The 13,969-nt window shown below is 68.7% G+C and carries 14 protein-coding genes; 3 read left to right on the top strand and 11 right to left on the bottom strand.

Annotation, left to right across the window (positions count from 1 at the left end):
* Positions 1-648: 648 nt before the first annotated feature.
* Together UAA55_RS30900 and UAA55_RS30895 are read left to right on the top strand one after the other, a co-directional pair.
* Complete coding sequence (locus UAA55_RS30900) at positions 649-1,119, top strand: Hsp20 family protein (RefSeq protein ID WP_322957669.1); 471 nt, start codon at positions 649-651, stop codon at positions 1,117-1,119.
* 86 nt (positions 1,120-1,205) lie between these two features.
* Complete coding sequence (locus tag UAA55_RS30895; protein WP_088872263.1) at positions 1,206-1,451, top strand: DUF1150 family protein; 246 nt, start codon at positions 1,206-1,208, stop codon at positions 1,449-1,451.
* Between the two features lie 134 nt (positions 1,452-1,585).
* Here the strand turns inward: UAA55_RS30895 and UAA55_RS30890 are convergent, their stop codons facing one another.
* The 3 genes from UAA55_RS30890 to groES form a co-directional block, all read right to left on the bottom strand.
* On the bottom strand, positions 1,586-2,488 hold the full coding sequence (locus UAA55_RS30890; RefSeq protein ID WP_322957668.1) for an alpha/beta fold hydrolase: 903 nt from the start codon (positions 2,486-2,488) through the stop codon (positions 1,586-1,588).
* A gap of 154 nt (positions 2,489-2,642) precedes the next feature.
* Positions 2,643-4,274 (bottom strand): chaperonin GroEL, encoded by a 1,632-nt coding sequence (gene groL / locus UAA55_RS30885; protein ID WP_322957667.1) that lies wholly within the window; start codon positions 4,272-4,274, stop codon positions 2,643-2,645.
* A 119-nt stretch (positions 4,275-4,393) separates the two neighbouring features.
* The gene (gene groES / locus UAA55_RS30880) at positions 4,394-4,681 is read right to left on the bottom strand and encodes a co-chaperone GroES (RefSeq protein WP_040848135.1); all 288 of its coding nucleotides are present in this window, start codon (positions 4,679-4,681) and stop codon (positions 4,394-4,396) included.
* 291 nt (positions 4,682-4,972) lie between these two features.
* Here groES and UAA55_RS30875 point away from each other — a divergent pair, with 291 nt between their 5' ends.
* Positions 4,973-6,262, top strand: a complete 1,290-nt coding sequence (locus UAA55_RS30875) for a hemolysin family protein (RefSeq protein ID WP_322957666.1) — start codon at positions 4,973-4,975, stop codon at positions 6,260-6,262.
* Positions 6,263-6,497: 235 nt separating this feature from the next.
* On the opposite strand, the gene upp is transcribed toward UAA55_RS30875, so the two are convergent.
* The 8 genes from upp to ccmD all read right to left on the bottom strand — a co-directional run bounded on the left by upp (position 6,498) and on the right by ccmD (position 13,940).
* Positions 6,498-7,148: a uracil phosphoribosyltransferase gene (gene upp, locus UAA55_RS30870; RefSeq protein WP_322957665.1), complete on the bottom strand. Its 651-nt coding sequence runs from the start codon at positions 7,146-7,148 to the stop codon at positions 6,498-6,500.
* A 306-nt stretch (positions 7,149-7,454) separates the two neighbouring features.
* Positions 7,455-8,321 (bottom strand): diguanylate cyclase, encoded by an 867-nt coding sequence (locus UAA55_RS30865; protein WP_322957664.1) that lies wholly within the window; start codon positions 8,319-8,321, stop codon positions 7,455-7,457.
* 216 nt (positions 8,322-8,537) lie between these two features.
* Positions 8,538-10,163, bottom strand: coding sequence for a c-type cytochrome biogenesis protein CcmI (gene ccmI, locus UAA55_RS30860; RefSeq protein ID WP_322957663.1), 1,626 nt, complete (start codon positions 10,161-10,163; stop codon positions 8,538-8,540).
* Complete coding sequence (locus UAA55_RS30855; protein ID WP_322957661.1) at positions 10,160-10,651, bottom strand: cytochrome c-type biogenesis protein; 492 nt, start codon at positions 10,649-10,651, stop codon at positions 10,160-10,162. Before UAA55_RS30855 ends, ccmI begins: the two co-directional genes overlap by 4 nt.
* Entirely contained in the window at positions 10,648-11,193 is a 546-nt protein-coding gene (locus UAA55_RS30850) for a DsbE family thiol:disulfide interchange protein (protein ID WP_322957660.1), read from the bottom strand. The genes UAA55_RS30855 and UAA55_RS30850 overlap by 4 nt, the downstream gene beginning before the upstream one ends.
* 10 nt (positions 11,194-11,203) lie before the next feature.
* Positions 11,204-13,204: a heme lyase CcmF/NrfE family subunit gene (locus tag UAA55_RS30845; RefSeq protein WP_322957659.1), complete on the bottom strand. Its 2,001-nt coding sequence runs from the start codon at positions 13,202-13,204 to the stop codon at positions 11,204-11,206.
* 20 nt (positions 13,205-13,224) lie between these two features.
* Positions 13,225-13,716: a cytochrome c maturation protein CcmE gene (gene ccmE, locus UAA55_RS30840; RefSeq protein ID WP_322957658.1), complete on the bottom strand. Its 492-nt coding sequence runs from the start codon at positions 13,714-13,716 to the stop codon at positions 13,225-13,227.
* Positions 13,713-13,940 carry a heme exporter protein CcmD gene (ccmD, locus tag UAA55_RS30835; RefSeq protein ID WP_145619877.1) on the bottom strand — a complete coding sequence of 76 codons (228 nt, stop codon included), beginning with the start codon at positions 13,938-13,940 and terminating at the stop codon, positions 13,713-13,715. Before ccmD ends, ccmE begins: the two co-directional genes overlap by 4 nt.
* Between the last annotated feature and the right edge of the window lie 29 nt (positions 13,941-13,969).

The raw sequence follows: 13,969 nt of genomic DNA, 5'->3' as shown, positions 1-13,969 counted from the left end.
GCAATGCTTGTGTCATGACCCCGGCGGCCGATCAAGCGCGACGCCGGAGATAAACCCCCACCAACGGCAAGGGGAACCAGCGGCGGCACGACTCGGGTCCCCTGCCGGAGGGCCTAGCCTCAAGGAATCCCCATGCTCCCCGACGCGGACTCGGGCGTTCGGCGGTCCACAAGCCTGTCAAGGCCGAATCAAGGCTGCCCATGGCCCTTCGCGATAAGGAAATACCCCCGGCGATGCAAACGAATTTTCGTTAATATCTTTTATTTTCAACGGCTTGCTTTTCTTGCCTATTTTTGAGGCAAAGAGCGCAGAGCCCCGGGACTCCTGGCCCCAGCACCACCCGCTCACAGACTTATCCACAGTTTCTGGGGGTATCTAACTCCCGCCCTTTCCCCTGGCCGAAAGGCATGTGTCCGTCCGCCATGATGGTGATCACAGGGAGGGCGGGCCGCCGCGGCGGTGCCCCCGAACCGCCCGCCGGCGCGCGCGGGCGCTTGTCTTGAACCGTTGGAGGCGGTACCCATGTATGTCGTGAGGCGGTGCCGTTCCCGGGCCGCCGAGCAGCGGGCCGAAGGCACCGGGGTTCGGATGGAGCCCGGCGCAGAGGCCGCCCCGCACACTCGCTCGTTGGAGGAGGTTGCCGCCATCATGAATACCCGCGTCTCGTTCCTGAACAGCCCCTTCCTGCTGGGTTTCGACCAGTTCGAGCGTACGCTCGACCGGATTTCCAAGTCCGCCGCCGAGGGCTATCCCCCTTACAACATCGAGCAGGTTGGCGACGATGGCCTGCGCATCTCGCTGGCCGTGGCCGGGTTCACCTTCGACGACCTGCAGGTGCAGACAGAGGACAACCAGCTGATCATCCGGGGCCGCCAGCAGGACGACAAGTCGCGCATCTACCTGCACCGCGGCATCGCCGCCCGGCAGTTCCAGCGCAGCTTCGTCCTGGCCGACGGCATCGAGGTGCTGGGCGCCAGCCTGGACAACGGCCTGCTGCACATCGACCTGCGCCGGCCCATCCCGGAACCCAAGGTGCGCACCATCAAGATCAGCGGCGCCGGCGAGGGCACGCCCGAGCCACAAACCATCGACGTTTCGCCCGATAAAAACCCTGCTTGATCCCTGATCGGGCCACTTTCCGCCTTCACCCTGACAGGGCTTCCAAAAGCCTGTCCTTCCTCACGTTGCGAAAAGCGAGTGACATCATGACCGACAGCTTCGACACCGAATTCCAGACGCTGAGCCCCGACGCCCTGCGTCACCTGTCCACCCAGGACTTCGCCGCCTTCGGCGTGAACGTCCTGGCCTACGTGAAGCCGGTGGTGACCCAGGGCATCCTGGGCTATGCCATCCACGCCGCCGACGGCACCCCGCTGGCCGTGGCCGCCTCGCCCGAAGTGGCGTTGGCCTCAGTCCGCCAGCACGACATGGAACCCCAGCGGGTGCACTGAGCTTATTGTATCCTCAAACGCCGGACGGGCGCATCCGCGCCCTCGGCTGTCCTCGATTTCCAGTCCGCTTCGCTCCCCGGAAATCTCCGGCGGCGGCAGTCGCGGCCTAGGGAAAAGGAAACGAGGCGTAGCAGCTAGCCCATGAAGTCCAAGAGCGCGCGCAGGACATCCTGCGGGCGCTCTTCGGGTAGGAAGTGGCCGCAGTCCAGGGCCTCGCCCTTGAGGTCGCGGCAGACCTCCCCCCACACGGCCAGCGGGTCGTAGGCGCGGCCCACGAGTCCCTTCTTCCCCCATAGGACCAGTGTCGGGCACTGGATGCGCCGGCCCAGCCGCCGGTCCTCCGCCTCGTGTGTCAGATCGATGCCAGCGCCGGCGCGGTAGTCCTCGCACATGGCGTGCAGGGTGGCCGGGTCCCGGAAACAGCGCAGATAGTCCGCCATCACCGCCGGCGGAAAAGGCGACGCCTCCCCTTGGCCGACATGGGGCGACAGCCCCCGAAGCGCGCTGGTCAGCACGAACTCGGCATCAAGGCCCAGCAGCCGCTCCGGAAAGGGCGCCGGTTGGATCAGGAAGAACCAGTGCCAATAGGCGGTGGCCACCCGCTGGTCCACCGTGCCGTAGACGACGGAACCGGGCACGATGTCCATGAGGCACAGCCGCTCCACCCGTTCCGGATGGTCCAGCGCCAGGCGGTGCGCCACGCGGGCACCCCGATCGTGCGCCGCCAGGCGGAAGCGGGAATGGCCCAAGGCCGCCATCACCGCCACCATGTCCGCCGCCATGGCCCGCTTGGAATAGAGCGCGTGGTCGGTATCGCCCGCATCCGCCGGCTTGTCGCTGTCACCATAACCACGCAGGTCGGCCGCCACCACCGTGTAGCGCCGGGCCAGATCCGGCGCCACCGTGCGCCACATGGCGTGCGTCTCGGGAAAGCCGTGCAGCAACAGCAGGGGCGGCCCCTCGCCACCCTGGGCCACGTGGATGTCCACCGTGCCGGTGGCGATGCGATGATGGGTGAAGCCGTCCAGCAAGGCCATGGGCGCACCGCCTGTCGCGCGGGGGATGGGGCCCACGAATGAAACTCCACCGGCCCGCATCTGCCAAGCCCGCTGAAAGAATGCGGCCAAAAGAAAAAGGCCGGCCCCCTTTCGGAAGCCGGCCCTCTCATTTCCAATTCGTCTTGGGGACGAATTAGAAGTCCATGTCACCCATGCCCGGGGCGCCGGCCGGAGGGGCCTTCTTCTCGGGCTTCTCGGCGACCATCGCCTCGGTGGTGATCAGCAGGCCGGCCACGGAGGCCGCGTCCTGCAGGGCGGTGCGGACCACCTTCGTCGGGTCGATGACGCCGAAGGCGAACATGTCGCCGAACTCACCGGTCTGGGCGTTGTAGCCGAAGTCGGCGCTGGACTGGTCCAGCAGCTTGCCGACGACGATGGAACCGTCGGTGCCGGCGTTGAAGGCGATCTGGCGCACGGGCGACTGCAGGGCCTTGCGGATGATGTCCACGCCCACGCGCTGGTCGTCGTTGGCCGGCTTCAGACCGTCCAGGGCTTTGGTGGCGTACAGCAGGGCGGTGCCGCCGCCGGCCACCACGCCCTCTTCCACCGCGGCGCGGGTGGCGTGCATGGCGTCGTCAACGCGGTCCTTGCGCTCCTTCACCTCGACCTCGGTGGCGCCGCCGACGCGGATGACGGCAACGCCGCCCGCCAGCTTCGCCAGACGCTCCTGCAGCTTCTCACGGTCGTAGTCCGAGGTGGTCTCCTCGATCTGCGCCTTGATCTGGCCGATGCGGGCCTCGATGTCGGCCTTGGCGCCAACGCCGTCCACGATCGTGGTCGCGTCCTTCGTGATCACCACCTTCTTGGCGGTGCCCAGCATGTCCAGCGACACGTTCTCGAGCTTGATGCCCAGATCTTCGGAGATGACCTGGCCGCCGGTCAGGATGGCCATGTCCTCCAGCATCGCCTTGCGGCGGTCGCCGAAGCCCGGGGCCTTCACGGCGGCGATCTTCAGGCCGCCGCGCAGCTTGTTCACCACCAGGGTGGCCAGCGCCTCGCCTTCCACGTCTTCCGACACGATCAGCAGCGGGCGGCTGCTCTGCACGACGGCTTCCAGCACCGGCAGCAGGGGCTGCAGGCTGCCCAGCTTCTTCTCGTGCAGCAGGATGTACGGGCTTTCCAGCTCCGCCGTCATCTTGTCGGCGTTGGTCACGAAGTACGGCGACAGGTAGCCCCGGTCGAACTGCATGCCCTCGACGACTTCCAGCTCGGTGTCGAAGCTCTTGGCCTCTTCCACCGTGATGACGCCCTCGTTGCCCACCTTCTCCATGGCGCGGGCGATCATCTCGCCGATCTCGGCCTCGCCGTTGGCGGAGATGGTGCCGACCTGGGCGATCTCGGCGTTGGTCGAGATCTTCTTGGAGCGGCCCTTGATGTCGTTGATGACGGCGGCCACGGCGAGGTCGATGCCGCGCTTCACGTCCATCGGGTTCAGGCCGGCGGCGACGGCCTTGGCGCCCTCGCGCACGATGGCCTGGGCCAGCACGGTGGCGGTGGTGGTGCCGTCACCGGCGATGTCGTTGGTCTTCGAGGCCACTTCGCGCACCATCTGGGCGCCCATGTTCTCGAACTTGTCCGACAGCTCGATCTCCTTGGCGACGCTGACGCCGTCCTTGGTGATGCGCGGGGCGCCGAAGCTCTTCTCGATGACGACGTTGCGGCCCTTGGGACCCAGGGTCACCTTCACCGCGTCGGCCAGGATGTCCACGCCGCGCAGCATGCGGTTGCGGGCATCGACGCCAAACTTCACTTCCTTGGCAGCCATGATCTCTCTTCCTTGAATTTCCGGGGCCCGCGATCAGGGCCCATGATGGCTATGAGGGGAAATCCCGAGCGGCGACCTGTCCAACGCGGTTGGGGCGGTCAGCCGGCCCGACCATCCAATCAGGCGACGATGCCCAGGATGTCGGATTCCTTCATGATGAGGTATTCGGCCCCATCGATCTTGACCTCGGTGCCCGACCACTTGCCGAACAGCACGCGATCACCAGCCTTCACGTCCAGGGCGATCAGCTTGCCCTGCTCGTCACGGGCGCCGGGGCCCACGGCGACGACCTCGCCCTCCTGGGGCTTTTCCTTGACGGTATCGGGGATGATGATGCCGCCGGCGGTCTTCTGCTCACTCTCGACGCGGCGCACCACCACGCGGTCGTGCAGCGGACGGAACTTCATAGGGTCTCTCCCTTAAAAGGCAAAAGCTGTGGGGTCGAGCCTGCTGTTAGCACTCAACCCCGGTGAGTGCTAGCGGAGATAATACGAGTCCGCACGGGAATCAAGACCGCTTGCGGCGGGCGGGGCGATGGTCGCGAAAACGTCATGGCCCCGCCCCTGGTCCCGTCGCCGTTTTAAAGGCATAAGCCGTAAAACTTGGCCACCTCCGTGATGGTTGGACGCGACAGACTGTCCGTCCATGCTATCGTGCCGCGTGTACCTTCCCTCCCGACAGGCTCCGACGCCGCCCTGATGCTTTACCTGCAAGTCGCCATCCTGGTTCTGCTGATCCTGCTGAACGGCTTTTTCGCCATGTCCGAACTGGCCGTCCTGTCCGCCCGGCGCAGCCGGCTGACCGCCTTGGCGGAGAAAGGGCAACGCGGCGCCCGCACGGCCCTGGCCCTGCAGGACAGCCCGTCGCATTTCCTGTCCACGGTGCAGATCGGCATCACCATGATCGCCATCGTGGAAGGCGCCTTCGGCAGCGCCACCCTGTCTGGCCCCCTCGCGGAAAGCCTGGCGACCATTCCGGCCCTGGCCCCGCACGCCGACAGCATCGCCGTCGCCCTGGTGGTGGTGTGCATCACCCTCCTCTCGCTGATCGTGGGCGAACTGGTGCCCAAGCGCCTGGCCCTGTTCGCGACCGAGCGCATCGCCGTGCTGACCGCCCCTTTCCTGCAGGGCCTGTCGCGCGTCGCCTCCCCCGTCGCCTGGTTCCTGGGTGCCGCCACCGAACTGGTGCTGAAGCTGTTCGGTGCCGCGGGCAAGCCGGAGAACGCCGTCACCGAAGAGGAGGTGAAAAGCCTGATCGCCGAGGGCACGGCCGCCGGCGTGTTCGAGCCGGAAGAGAAGCGCATGATCGAGGGCGTGCTGGGTCTGTCCGACCGGCCGGCGCGCGCCATCATGACCCCGCGCCTGGATGTCATGTGGCTGGATCTGAACGACGACGTGGAGCAGCTGACCAAGGAAATCCAGGAAAGCCACCACAGCCGTTTCCCCATCTGCCGCGGCAGCCTGGACGAGGTGGTGGGCGTACTGCACGCCAAGGCCGTGCTGGACGCCGTGCTGGCGGGCGAAACGCCGGACCTGGGCAAGCTGGCCAACCCCGCCCTGATCGTCCATGACGGCACCCAGGTCATGCGCCTGCTGGAGCTGTTCCGCTCCTCCGGCCAGCAGATGGCCCTGGTGGTGGACGAGTACGGCAGTGCCGAGGGCATCGTCACCCTGACCGACATCCTGGAATCGATCGCCGGCGACCTGCCCGAGGCGCACGATGTGGATGAGGATGAATTCGTGCGGCGGGAGGACGGCTCCATGCTCATCGACGGCCGCATGGACATCGAGGAGGCGTCGCACGTCCTGGAACTGCCGGGCCTGCGCGATGGCGGCGACTATCTGACCCTGGCCGGCTTCCTGTTGTTCAAGCTGGGCCACCTGCCCCGCGTGGGCGAGGGCATCAGCCACGCGGGATACCGCTTCGAGGTGGTGGACATGGACGGCCGCCGCATCGACAAGATTTTGGTGATCCCGCCTGCTGAATAAAGTGTTCCCTCAAACGGCGGGCGCGGCCGTCCGGCCGCTTGCCTTATCCTCGCCGCGCCCTGCGGTGCTCGCTCCGGTGGCCGCGGTCGCGGCCCAGGAAAAGAGGCACCGGGGCCCAGTTCCACCCGGAACTGGGCGAGACCCCGACCCGGGCCGCCGGAAGTTTCCGGGGAGCGGAACGGACTGGAAACTGAGGACGGCCAAGGGCGGATGCCCGCCGGCGCCTGAGGCAACCTTATTTGGTTCCAAACAGACGGTCGCCGGCGTCGCCCAGGCCGGGGACGATGTAGGCGTCGTCGGTCAGGTGGCTGTCAAGGGCGGCGGTGTAGACCTTCACCTCCGGGTGGGCGGCGTGGAAGACGCGCACGCCTTCCGGCGCCGAGACCAGGGCCATGAAGCGGATCTGGTCGTCGGCCACGCCGTGACGGTTCAGCACGTCCACCGCGTGGACGGCGGAATTGCCGGTGGCCAGCATGGGGTCGACCAGGATGAAGGTACGCCCGGCCGCGGCCGGCAGCTTCACCAGATATTCCACCGGCTGCTTGGTCTCATGGTCACGATAGAGGCCGATGTGCCCCTCGCGGGCGCCGGGCATCAGTTCCAGCAGGCCTTCGGCCATCACCAGGCCGGCGCGCAGGATGGGAACGACGGCGACTTTCTTGCCCTCGATGACGGGGGCGTCCATCTCCACCAGCGGCGTCTCGATCCGCTCCGTGGTCAACGGCAGGTCGCGCGTCAGCTCATAGCCCATCAGCAGCGCGATCTCGCGCAGCAGCTGGCGGAAGCCCATGGTGGACCGCCGCTTGTCCCGCATGTGCGACAGCTTGTGCTGGATCAGCGGATGATCGGCGACGAACAGGTTGGGAAATTCGGGAACGGTGCGCATGGGCGGCAAGACCAGGAATTTAGAGCGGAACGCGATCAGGTGGAGTCACCTGATCGTGTAAATCCGCACTATCATGAACAGGTTAAGAGCAAGATGCGATCATGGCTGATCGCATCTTGCTCTTAACGGTGGAATTGGTTCCAAGCTAGCGGACCCGGCGGCCGAGCGCCACCGTGGCGACGCAAGGAATCAGGACCGACCGCCCGAATAAGGCGACCGGTTACCCCAAGCGGGTGATCCTGACCAAGCGGTCAAGCCTCATGGCTGGTGCGCGACAGGCGGCGCGGCCGACCGGCGAATCCCATTTCACACCGGCGGGGTCGCGCGCACCACTTGGTTGCGGCCCTGGCGCTTGGCGGTGTAGAGGGCGGCGTCCGCCTCCGCCACCAGATCCTCCGGATCGCAATCCGGCCGCGCCTCGGCCAGGCCGAAGCTGGCGGTGAAGCGGATGGCCCGTCCGCCGCCGATGGCGACGGACAGCGTTTCCATATCCTGGCGCAGGCGTTCCACCACGGCGTAGCCGTCCATGACGGTGGCGTCCTTCAGCAGGATCAGAATTTCCTCGCCGCCCAGGCGGAAGGCCTCGTCAAAGCTGCGGATACCCTGGTTCACGGCGCCGGCCGCGGCCATCAGCACACGGTCGCCCGCCTCGTGCCCGTACGTGTCATTGACCGACTTGAATTTGTCGAGATCGCACAGAGCCACGCAGAAGGGGCGGCCCGTGCGGCGGTAGCGGTTGACCTCGCGCTCCATCTCTTCACGCAGGCCGGTGCGGTTGCGCAGACCGGTCAGCGGGTCGATGCCGCTGCCGGCCACGCTGAACGCCCGCTCGATGCGGCGCAGCAGCAGCATGAACTCGTCGAACTTCTCGATCACCGCCTCGTACGACTGCAGGGAGGGCGGCTGGCCCTCGGCCGCGCGCATGTGCACCAGGCGGGCCATGCGATGCATCTGGTCGTGCAGGGAGATCAGACGGTCGATGGCCGGCTGGTCCGCCAACTCGCTGCCCGATGCGCCACGCACCCAGGCGGGGAAAGCCATCGGCGTGGGCAGGGGGGCGCCGCCGCCCTGGTTGAAGAACGCCGCGCGGTGCCACTGACCGATCCACCGCAGATGCTCATCCACCACGCCGGCCAGACCGGCGGCGGAAGGCAAAGGGGACGATTCATTCATCGCGGGACATTCATCAGGGAAAAGAGGCCTGAGACGGGGCCGTATGGCACAAGGACAGGGCGGCACCGGCGAAACGGGGGCGATACCCGCACTTTAGGTCATTCACCTCCGGTTTGCACCGCCCTTGGCACCAACCCGAGGGATAGGATGTCACACACGGCGGCACCCTGGCCCGCACCTTTGAATTACCCCTGCAGGGTCAAGCCTCTGAACGACTCAGGAGCCCAGCGCCTTCAGCCGACCCTCCAGCTCCTTACGGTCCTCGGATCCTTCCGGCAGCAGCGGCAGCAGGCGGCCCCACAGGTCCCTGGCCTCGGCCTTGCGGCCGGCCTCCGCCGCGTCCAGGCCCAGGTACCACAGGGCCTGGGGATTGTTGGGCGAGGACTTCAGCACCACGCGCAGGGCGGTGAAGAAGGGCGGCGGTGGGCGGCCCCCGTCGGCCGGCAGCAGCACGCGGGCATAGGCCAGGTTGATCTCGGCATCGTCGGGGGCGGCGGCCACGGCCCGACCCCAAGCTTCCCGCGTCTTGGCCACATCGCCCGTCGCCTCATAGGCCTGGGCCAGGCGGGCCCAGCCCTCGGGCTTGTCCGGCTCCTTCTCCGCCGCCGCCTGGAACTGGGCCAGCAGCGACTTCACCGTGGCCGACCGCTGTTCCGGCGTCATGGTGGCGGGGTCGGGCATGCCCGGCGGAACGGTGCCGGTGGGCGCGCCGGCGGTGCCGCCGCCGTAGCGCTTGGCGTTGGCCTCGGCCTCCGCCGCCTTGTCGTTCTGCCCCAGCACACGATAGGCGCGGGCTAGGCGCGACCAGCCCTCGGCATCGTCGGGCTGGGTTTTCAGCCGGTCGGCCAGACGCTGGACCATGCCCTGGATCATGGCGTTGCGATCGCCGCTGGACATGGTGGAGGCGGCGGCCATGTCGTCGGCTGTCGGACCCGGGGTACCGGCAACAGGTGCAGGCGCCGGGTTGGCGGGCGGCAGGGGCTGCGGCGTCACCGCCGCCGGATCCATACCCGCCTCGGTCGCCGTCTCACCCAGCTGGCCGCGCAGGAAGGGCACCCAGGGGGCGTCGGCCGGGCTTTCCGCCAGCAGGGCGGACCAGCGGGTGATGGCGCCCTTGAGGTCGCCCGCCTGACGCGTGGCCAGGCCGTCGTAATAACGGGCGCGCGGTTCCTTGGGGTTCAGGGCCAGGGCCCGCCCCAAGGCCTGCTTCGCCTCCGGCCCCACCACGCCGTCGGCCGACAGCACCAGCGCCTCGGCGCGCGAGGCTTGCAGGTTGGCGTCGTCGGGGGCCAGGTCCACGGCCTTGGCCCAGGAGACGGCGGCCTTGTCGTTCTGGCCGGTCATGCCCTGGGCGGTGGCCAGGGCTTTCCACGCCTCCAGATCCTTGGGGTTCTCGGTGACACGGGCCTGCAGGGTCTTCAGCACCGCCTGGGCCTGCACGCCGGCGGCCTGGTCGGTACGCCCGCCCGCCGGCTGCCCCGGCAGGTCGGGCTGCCCCAGACGCAGGTAGATGCCCATGGCCAGCAGGGGCACGGCCGCCATCAGGGCGGTGGCCAGCCTGCGGGAGGGCTTCGCCGGCGTCGCGGGCGCCGCCTGCGCCGACTTCGCCCGCGCATCGGCCGCCAGCAGGCGCCGGCTGACCTCCGTCCGCGCCGCGGCGGCCTGGTCGTCGGTCAGCAGGCCGCGCGCCACGTCGCGCTCGATCTCCGCCAACTGGTCCTTATAGATGTCGACCTCGGGCGTGCCCCCCGCATCGGCCTTGCGCGGCATCATCAGCGGGCGCAGCAGCGCCAGCAGCACGCCCGCCGTCAGCAGGGCGGCGGCGATCCAGAACGCCATCATGGCTGGCCCTTCCCCTCGTCCCCGTCACGCATGAGCACGGCCAAGTGGGCCTTCTCCTCCGCCGTCAGGGGCGGCGCCACCGCCTCCGCCCCCACGGTTCCGCGCCGGCCCCGCCACACCAGGACGCCGCCGCCCACGATGAGCAGGGCGAAGGGCCCGAACCACAGCAGATACGTCGCCGGCCGCACCGGCGGGCGCAGCAGGACATAGTCGCCATAGCGGTCGGTCAGGAAAGCCACGGCCTGGGCGTCCGTATCGCCCTTCACCAGCCGTTCGCGTAGCAGCAGGCGCAGGTCGCGCGCCAGGGGCGCGTCGCTGTCGTCGATGGACTGGTTCTGGCAGACCAGGCAGCGCAGGTCCTTGGAGATCGCGCGCGCCCGCGCCTCCATCGCCGGGTCGGGCAGCATCTCATCCGGCTGCACGGCGTGGGCCAAGGGGCCGGACAGCAGCGTGGCCGCCAAGACCAGGATGAAAAGCGCCCGCCTCATTTCGACAGCTCATTGATCAGCGGCAGGATACGGTTCTGCAGATCCTGCGGGGTGATGGGGCCCACCTGGCGGTAGCGGATGCGGCCCTGGCGGTCGATGACGTAGGTCTCGGGCACGCCGTAGACGCCGAAGTCGATGGCGGTGCGGCCGTTCTCATCCCGGGCCACGGCGGCGTAGGGATTGCCGTCGCGCGCCAGGATGGCCTGGCCGTCCGCCGCCTTGTCCTTGTAGTCGATGCCGCGGATGTCCACCCCCTGCCCCGCCAGGCGCATCAGGATGGGATGCTCCGACCGGCAGGGCGCGCACCAACTGGCCCAGAAGTTGACCAGCCGGACTTTCCCGTCCCCCAACCCAGTGGACGCCACGCCCGGCTGCCCTTCCACCAGGGGCGGCAGGTCGAAGGCCGGCACCGGCTTGTCGATCATGACGGAGGGCAGGCGGTCGGGCGTGTCGCCCCGGTCGATCTGCTTCAGGCGCACGCCGAACCAGCCGGCCAGGCCCAGGAACAGCACCAGGGGGATCAGGAACATCAGGCGGCGCATGCGGGGGACCTTATTCGGCGGGAGCCGGCGGGACGGCGGCGACGGCGCGGGGTACGGCGCGCTTCAGCGGCACGCCGACGCGCAGGCGGCGATCGGACAAGCTGACCAGCCCGCCGGCCATCATGAGGATGGAGCCCACCCAAATCCACGGCACCAGCGGATGGCGGTAGAAGCGGGTGTTGTAGCCGGTGCCATCCGGCGCCGGCTCGCCCACCACAGCATAAAGGTCGCTGAAGAAATTGGTGTGGATGGCCGCCCCCGTCGTCGTCATGCGGGTGACGGGGTAGAAGCGCTGTTCCGGGGCCAGGGTGGCGATGAAGCCGCCGTCGCGGGTGACGGTCAGCCGGGCACGCCGCGCGGTGTAGTTGGGTCCCGGCGCCTCATCCACGCTGTCCAGGCGGAAGCTGTAGCCGGCCACGTCCACCGATTGGCCGGTGTGGAGAACCTGGATGGCCTCCGTCGTCCAGGCGGAGGTGCCGACCATGCCGGCCACGGCCACGCCCAGCCCGGCGTGGGCGATGGCGGTGCCCCAGGCGCCGCGCGGCAGGTGGCGCGCGCGGGACAGGCTGTCGGTCAGGGGCATGCGGAACAGGCGGATGCGGTCGGCCACGTCCACCATGGCGCCCATGACGGCCCAGCCGGCCAAGCCCAGGGCCAGCACCGCCAGCACCGGCTTGGTGCCCGCCAGCCACAGGGCGGCCAGGGCCGCCAGCACGCCCACCAGGGCCGCGATCTTCAGCCGGTCCAGCACGCCCGCCAGGTCCGCCCGCTTCCACGACAGCAGGGGGCCCATGGCCATGACCGCCACCACCGGCACCATCAGGGGCACGAAGGTGGCGTTGAAGAAGGGCGGGCCGATGGAAATCTTGCCCCCGCCGACGGCGTCCATGAACAGGGGGTAGAGGGTGCCCAGGAAAACGGTGGCGCAGGCGGTGGACAGCAGCAGGTTGTTCAGCACCAGCCCGCCCTCGCGGCTGATGGGCGCGAACAGGCCGCCGGCCTTCAGGATGGGGGCCCGCAGGGCGTAGAGCAGCAGGCCGCCGCCCGTCGCCACCACCAGCAGCGCCAGGATGAAGACGCCGCGCGCCGGGTCGGACGCGAAGGCGTGGACGGAGGTCAACACGCCGGAGCGCACCAGGAAGGTTCCCATGAGCGACAGGGTGAAGGTGACGATGGCCAGCAGGATGGTCCAGCTTTTCAGCGTGTCGCGCTTTTCCACCACGATGGCGGAGTGCAGCAGCGCCGTGCCGGCCAGCCAGGGCATGAGGCTGGCGTTTTCCACCGGGTCCCAGAACCACCAGCCGCCCCAGCCCAGGGTGTAGTAGGACCACCACGACCCCATGGCGATGCCGAGCGTCAGCGACGACCAGGCGATCAGGGTCCAGGGCCGCACCCAGCGCGCCCAGGCGGCGTCCACCCGCCCCTCCAGCAAGGCGCCGGCGGCGAAGGAGAAGCAGAGCGAGAAGCCGACATAGCCCAGGTAGAGGAAGGGCGGATGAAAGGCCAGGCCGGGGTCCTGCAGCAGCGGGTTCAGGTCGTGGCCGTTCAGGGGGGCGGGGTCGACCCGGGTGAAGGGGTTGCTGGTGGCGACCATGAACCACAGGAAGCCCACGCCGATCATGCCCTGCACCGCCAGCACCCGGGCCCGCAGGCTGGCCGGCAAATTGCGGCCGAAAGCGGCGACCAGGGCGCCGAACAGGGCCAGGATGAACACCCAGAGGACCAGCGAGCCCTCATGGTTGCCCCAGACGCCGGCCACCTTGTACAGCATGGGTTTGTCGGTGTGGCTGTTCTCCACCACGTTCAGGACGCTGAAGTCCGACACCACATGGGCGTAGGTCAGGGCGCCGAAGGCCAGCGCCAGGGCCGCGAACTGGCAGTAGGCCGCCGTGCGCCCCACCTCCATCATCGCGGCGTCGCGCCGTGCCGCGCCCCACAGGGGAATGACCGACTGCACCAGGGCCACGACCAGCGCCAGAACCAGCGCGTAGTGTCCAAGCTCGGGGATCATGGGCGGCGTCCGGACTGTCTTCAGGGATTGGTGCGCAGGGTGGAGGTCTGGTGCTCCTCCCCCGCCGCGACAGGTGCGTCCCCGGGCTTGCCGGGATGGCCGGCGCGCTTCAGGGCGTCGGCCACGTCGGGCGGCATGTACTTCTCGTCATGCTTGGCCAGCAGTTCGGTCGCCGCGAACACGCCGTCGGCGCCCAGCTTGCCCTCCGCCACCACGCCCTGCCCCTCGCGGAACAAGTCCGGCAGGATGCCGGTGTAGGTGACGGGCAGCGACTTGGCCGTGTCGGTCACCTGGAAGGTGACGGTCATCGCGCCCTCGCGCTTCAGGCTGCCCGTCTCCACCAGGCCGCCGATGCGCACGGTGCGGGCGCCCGGCGGCTTGGCGGCCAGGTCGGACGGACTGTAGAAGAAGACGATGTTGTCGCGGAAGGCCGACAGGGTCAGCGCCGTGGCGGTACCCAGGCCCAGGAGGGCCAGCGCCAGGATCATCAGGCGGCGGCGCTTGCGGGTCATGGTGTGGTCTCGGCGGCAGGGGTGGCCGTGGGCGCCGGCGTGGGCGCCGCCTTGGGCTCACGCTTGCGGCGGGGCTTGGCCGCCTCCAGCGTGGCCAGGGTGCGTTCCACCCGGCGCAGGCCCGTCAGGCTCAGCACCAGCAGGCCCACCAGGACCACGGCCGCGGCCCCGTAGGATGACCAGACATAGGCGGCGTATCCGCCCATCGACAGGAACCCGTCCATCACACTCTCAACCACTGCCGGACGGTCCG

Source organism: Nitrospirillum guanabarense, assembly GCF_034653355.1.
Taxonomy (GTDB): Bacteria; Pseudomonadota; Alphaproteobacteria; order Azospirillales; family Azospirillaceae; genus Nitrospirillum.
Note: the sequence above shows the minus strand (reverse complement) of the source record. Positions and strands in the feature narration are given on the sequence as shown.

Excerpts from the sequence above, each read along its gene's own strand:
- UAA55_RS30875 (WP_322957666.1), top strand. The coding sequence starts at position 4,973 with ATGCTTTACCTGCAAGTCGCCATCCTGGTTCTGCTGATCCTGCTGAAC.
- ccmD (WP_145619877.1), bottom strand. The coding sequence starts at position 13,940 with ATGGACGGGTTCCTGTCGATGGGCGGATACGCCGCCTATGTCTGGTCA.
- UAA55_RS30900 (WP_322957669.1), top strand. The coding sequence starts at position 649 with ATGAATACCCGCGTCTCGTTCCTGAACAGCCCCTTCCTGCTGGGTTTC.
- upp (WP_322957665.1), bottom strand. The coding sequence starts at position 7,148 with ATGCGCACCGTTCCCGAATTTCCCAACCTGTTCGTCGCCGATCATCCG.
- UAA55_RS30855 (WP_322957661.1), bottom strand. The coding sequence starts at position 10,651 with ATGAGGCGGGCGCTTTTCATCCTGGTCTTGGCGGCCACGCTGCTGTCC.
- UAA55_RS30895 (WP_088872263.1), top strand. The coding sequence starts at position 1,206 with ATGACCGACAGCTTCGACACCGAATTCCAGACGCTGAGCCCCGACGCC.
- groES (WP_040848135.1), bottom strand. The coding sequence starts at position 4,681 with ATGAAGTTCCGTCCGCTGCACGACCGCGTGGTGGTGCGCCGCGTCGAG.
- UAA55_RS30890 (WP_322957668.1), bottom strand. The coding sequence starts at position 2,488 with ATGGCCTTGCTGGACGGCTTCACCCATCATCGCATCGCCACCGGCACG.
- ccmI (WP_322957663.1), bottom strand. The coding sequence starts at position 10,163 with ATGATGGCGTTCTGGATCGCCGCCGCCCTGCTGACGGCGGGCGTGCTG.
- UAA55_RS30865 (WP_322957664.1), bottom strand. The coding sequence starts at position 8,321 with ATGAATGAATCGTCCCCTTTGCCTTCCGCCGCCGGTCTGGCCGGCGTG.
- UAA55_RS30845 (WP_322957659.1), bottom strand. The coding sequence starts at position 13,204 with ATGATCCCCGAGCTTGGACACTACGCGCTGGTTCTGGCGCTGGTCGTG.
- UAA55_RS30850 (WP_322957660.1), bottom strand. The coding sequence starts at position 11,193 with ATGCGCCGCCTGATGTTCCTGATCCCCCTGGTGCTGTTCCTGGGCCTG.
- ccmE (WP_322957658.1), bottom strand. The coding sequence starts at position 13,716 with ATGACCCGCAAGCGCCGCCGCCTGATGATCCTGGCGCTGGCCCTCCTG.
- groL (WP_322957667.1), bottom strand. The coding sequence starts at position 4,274 with ATGGCTGCCAAGGAAGTGAAGTTTGGCGTCGATGCCCGCAACCGCATG.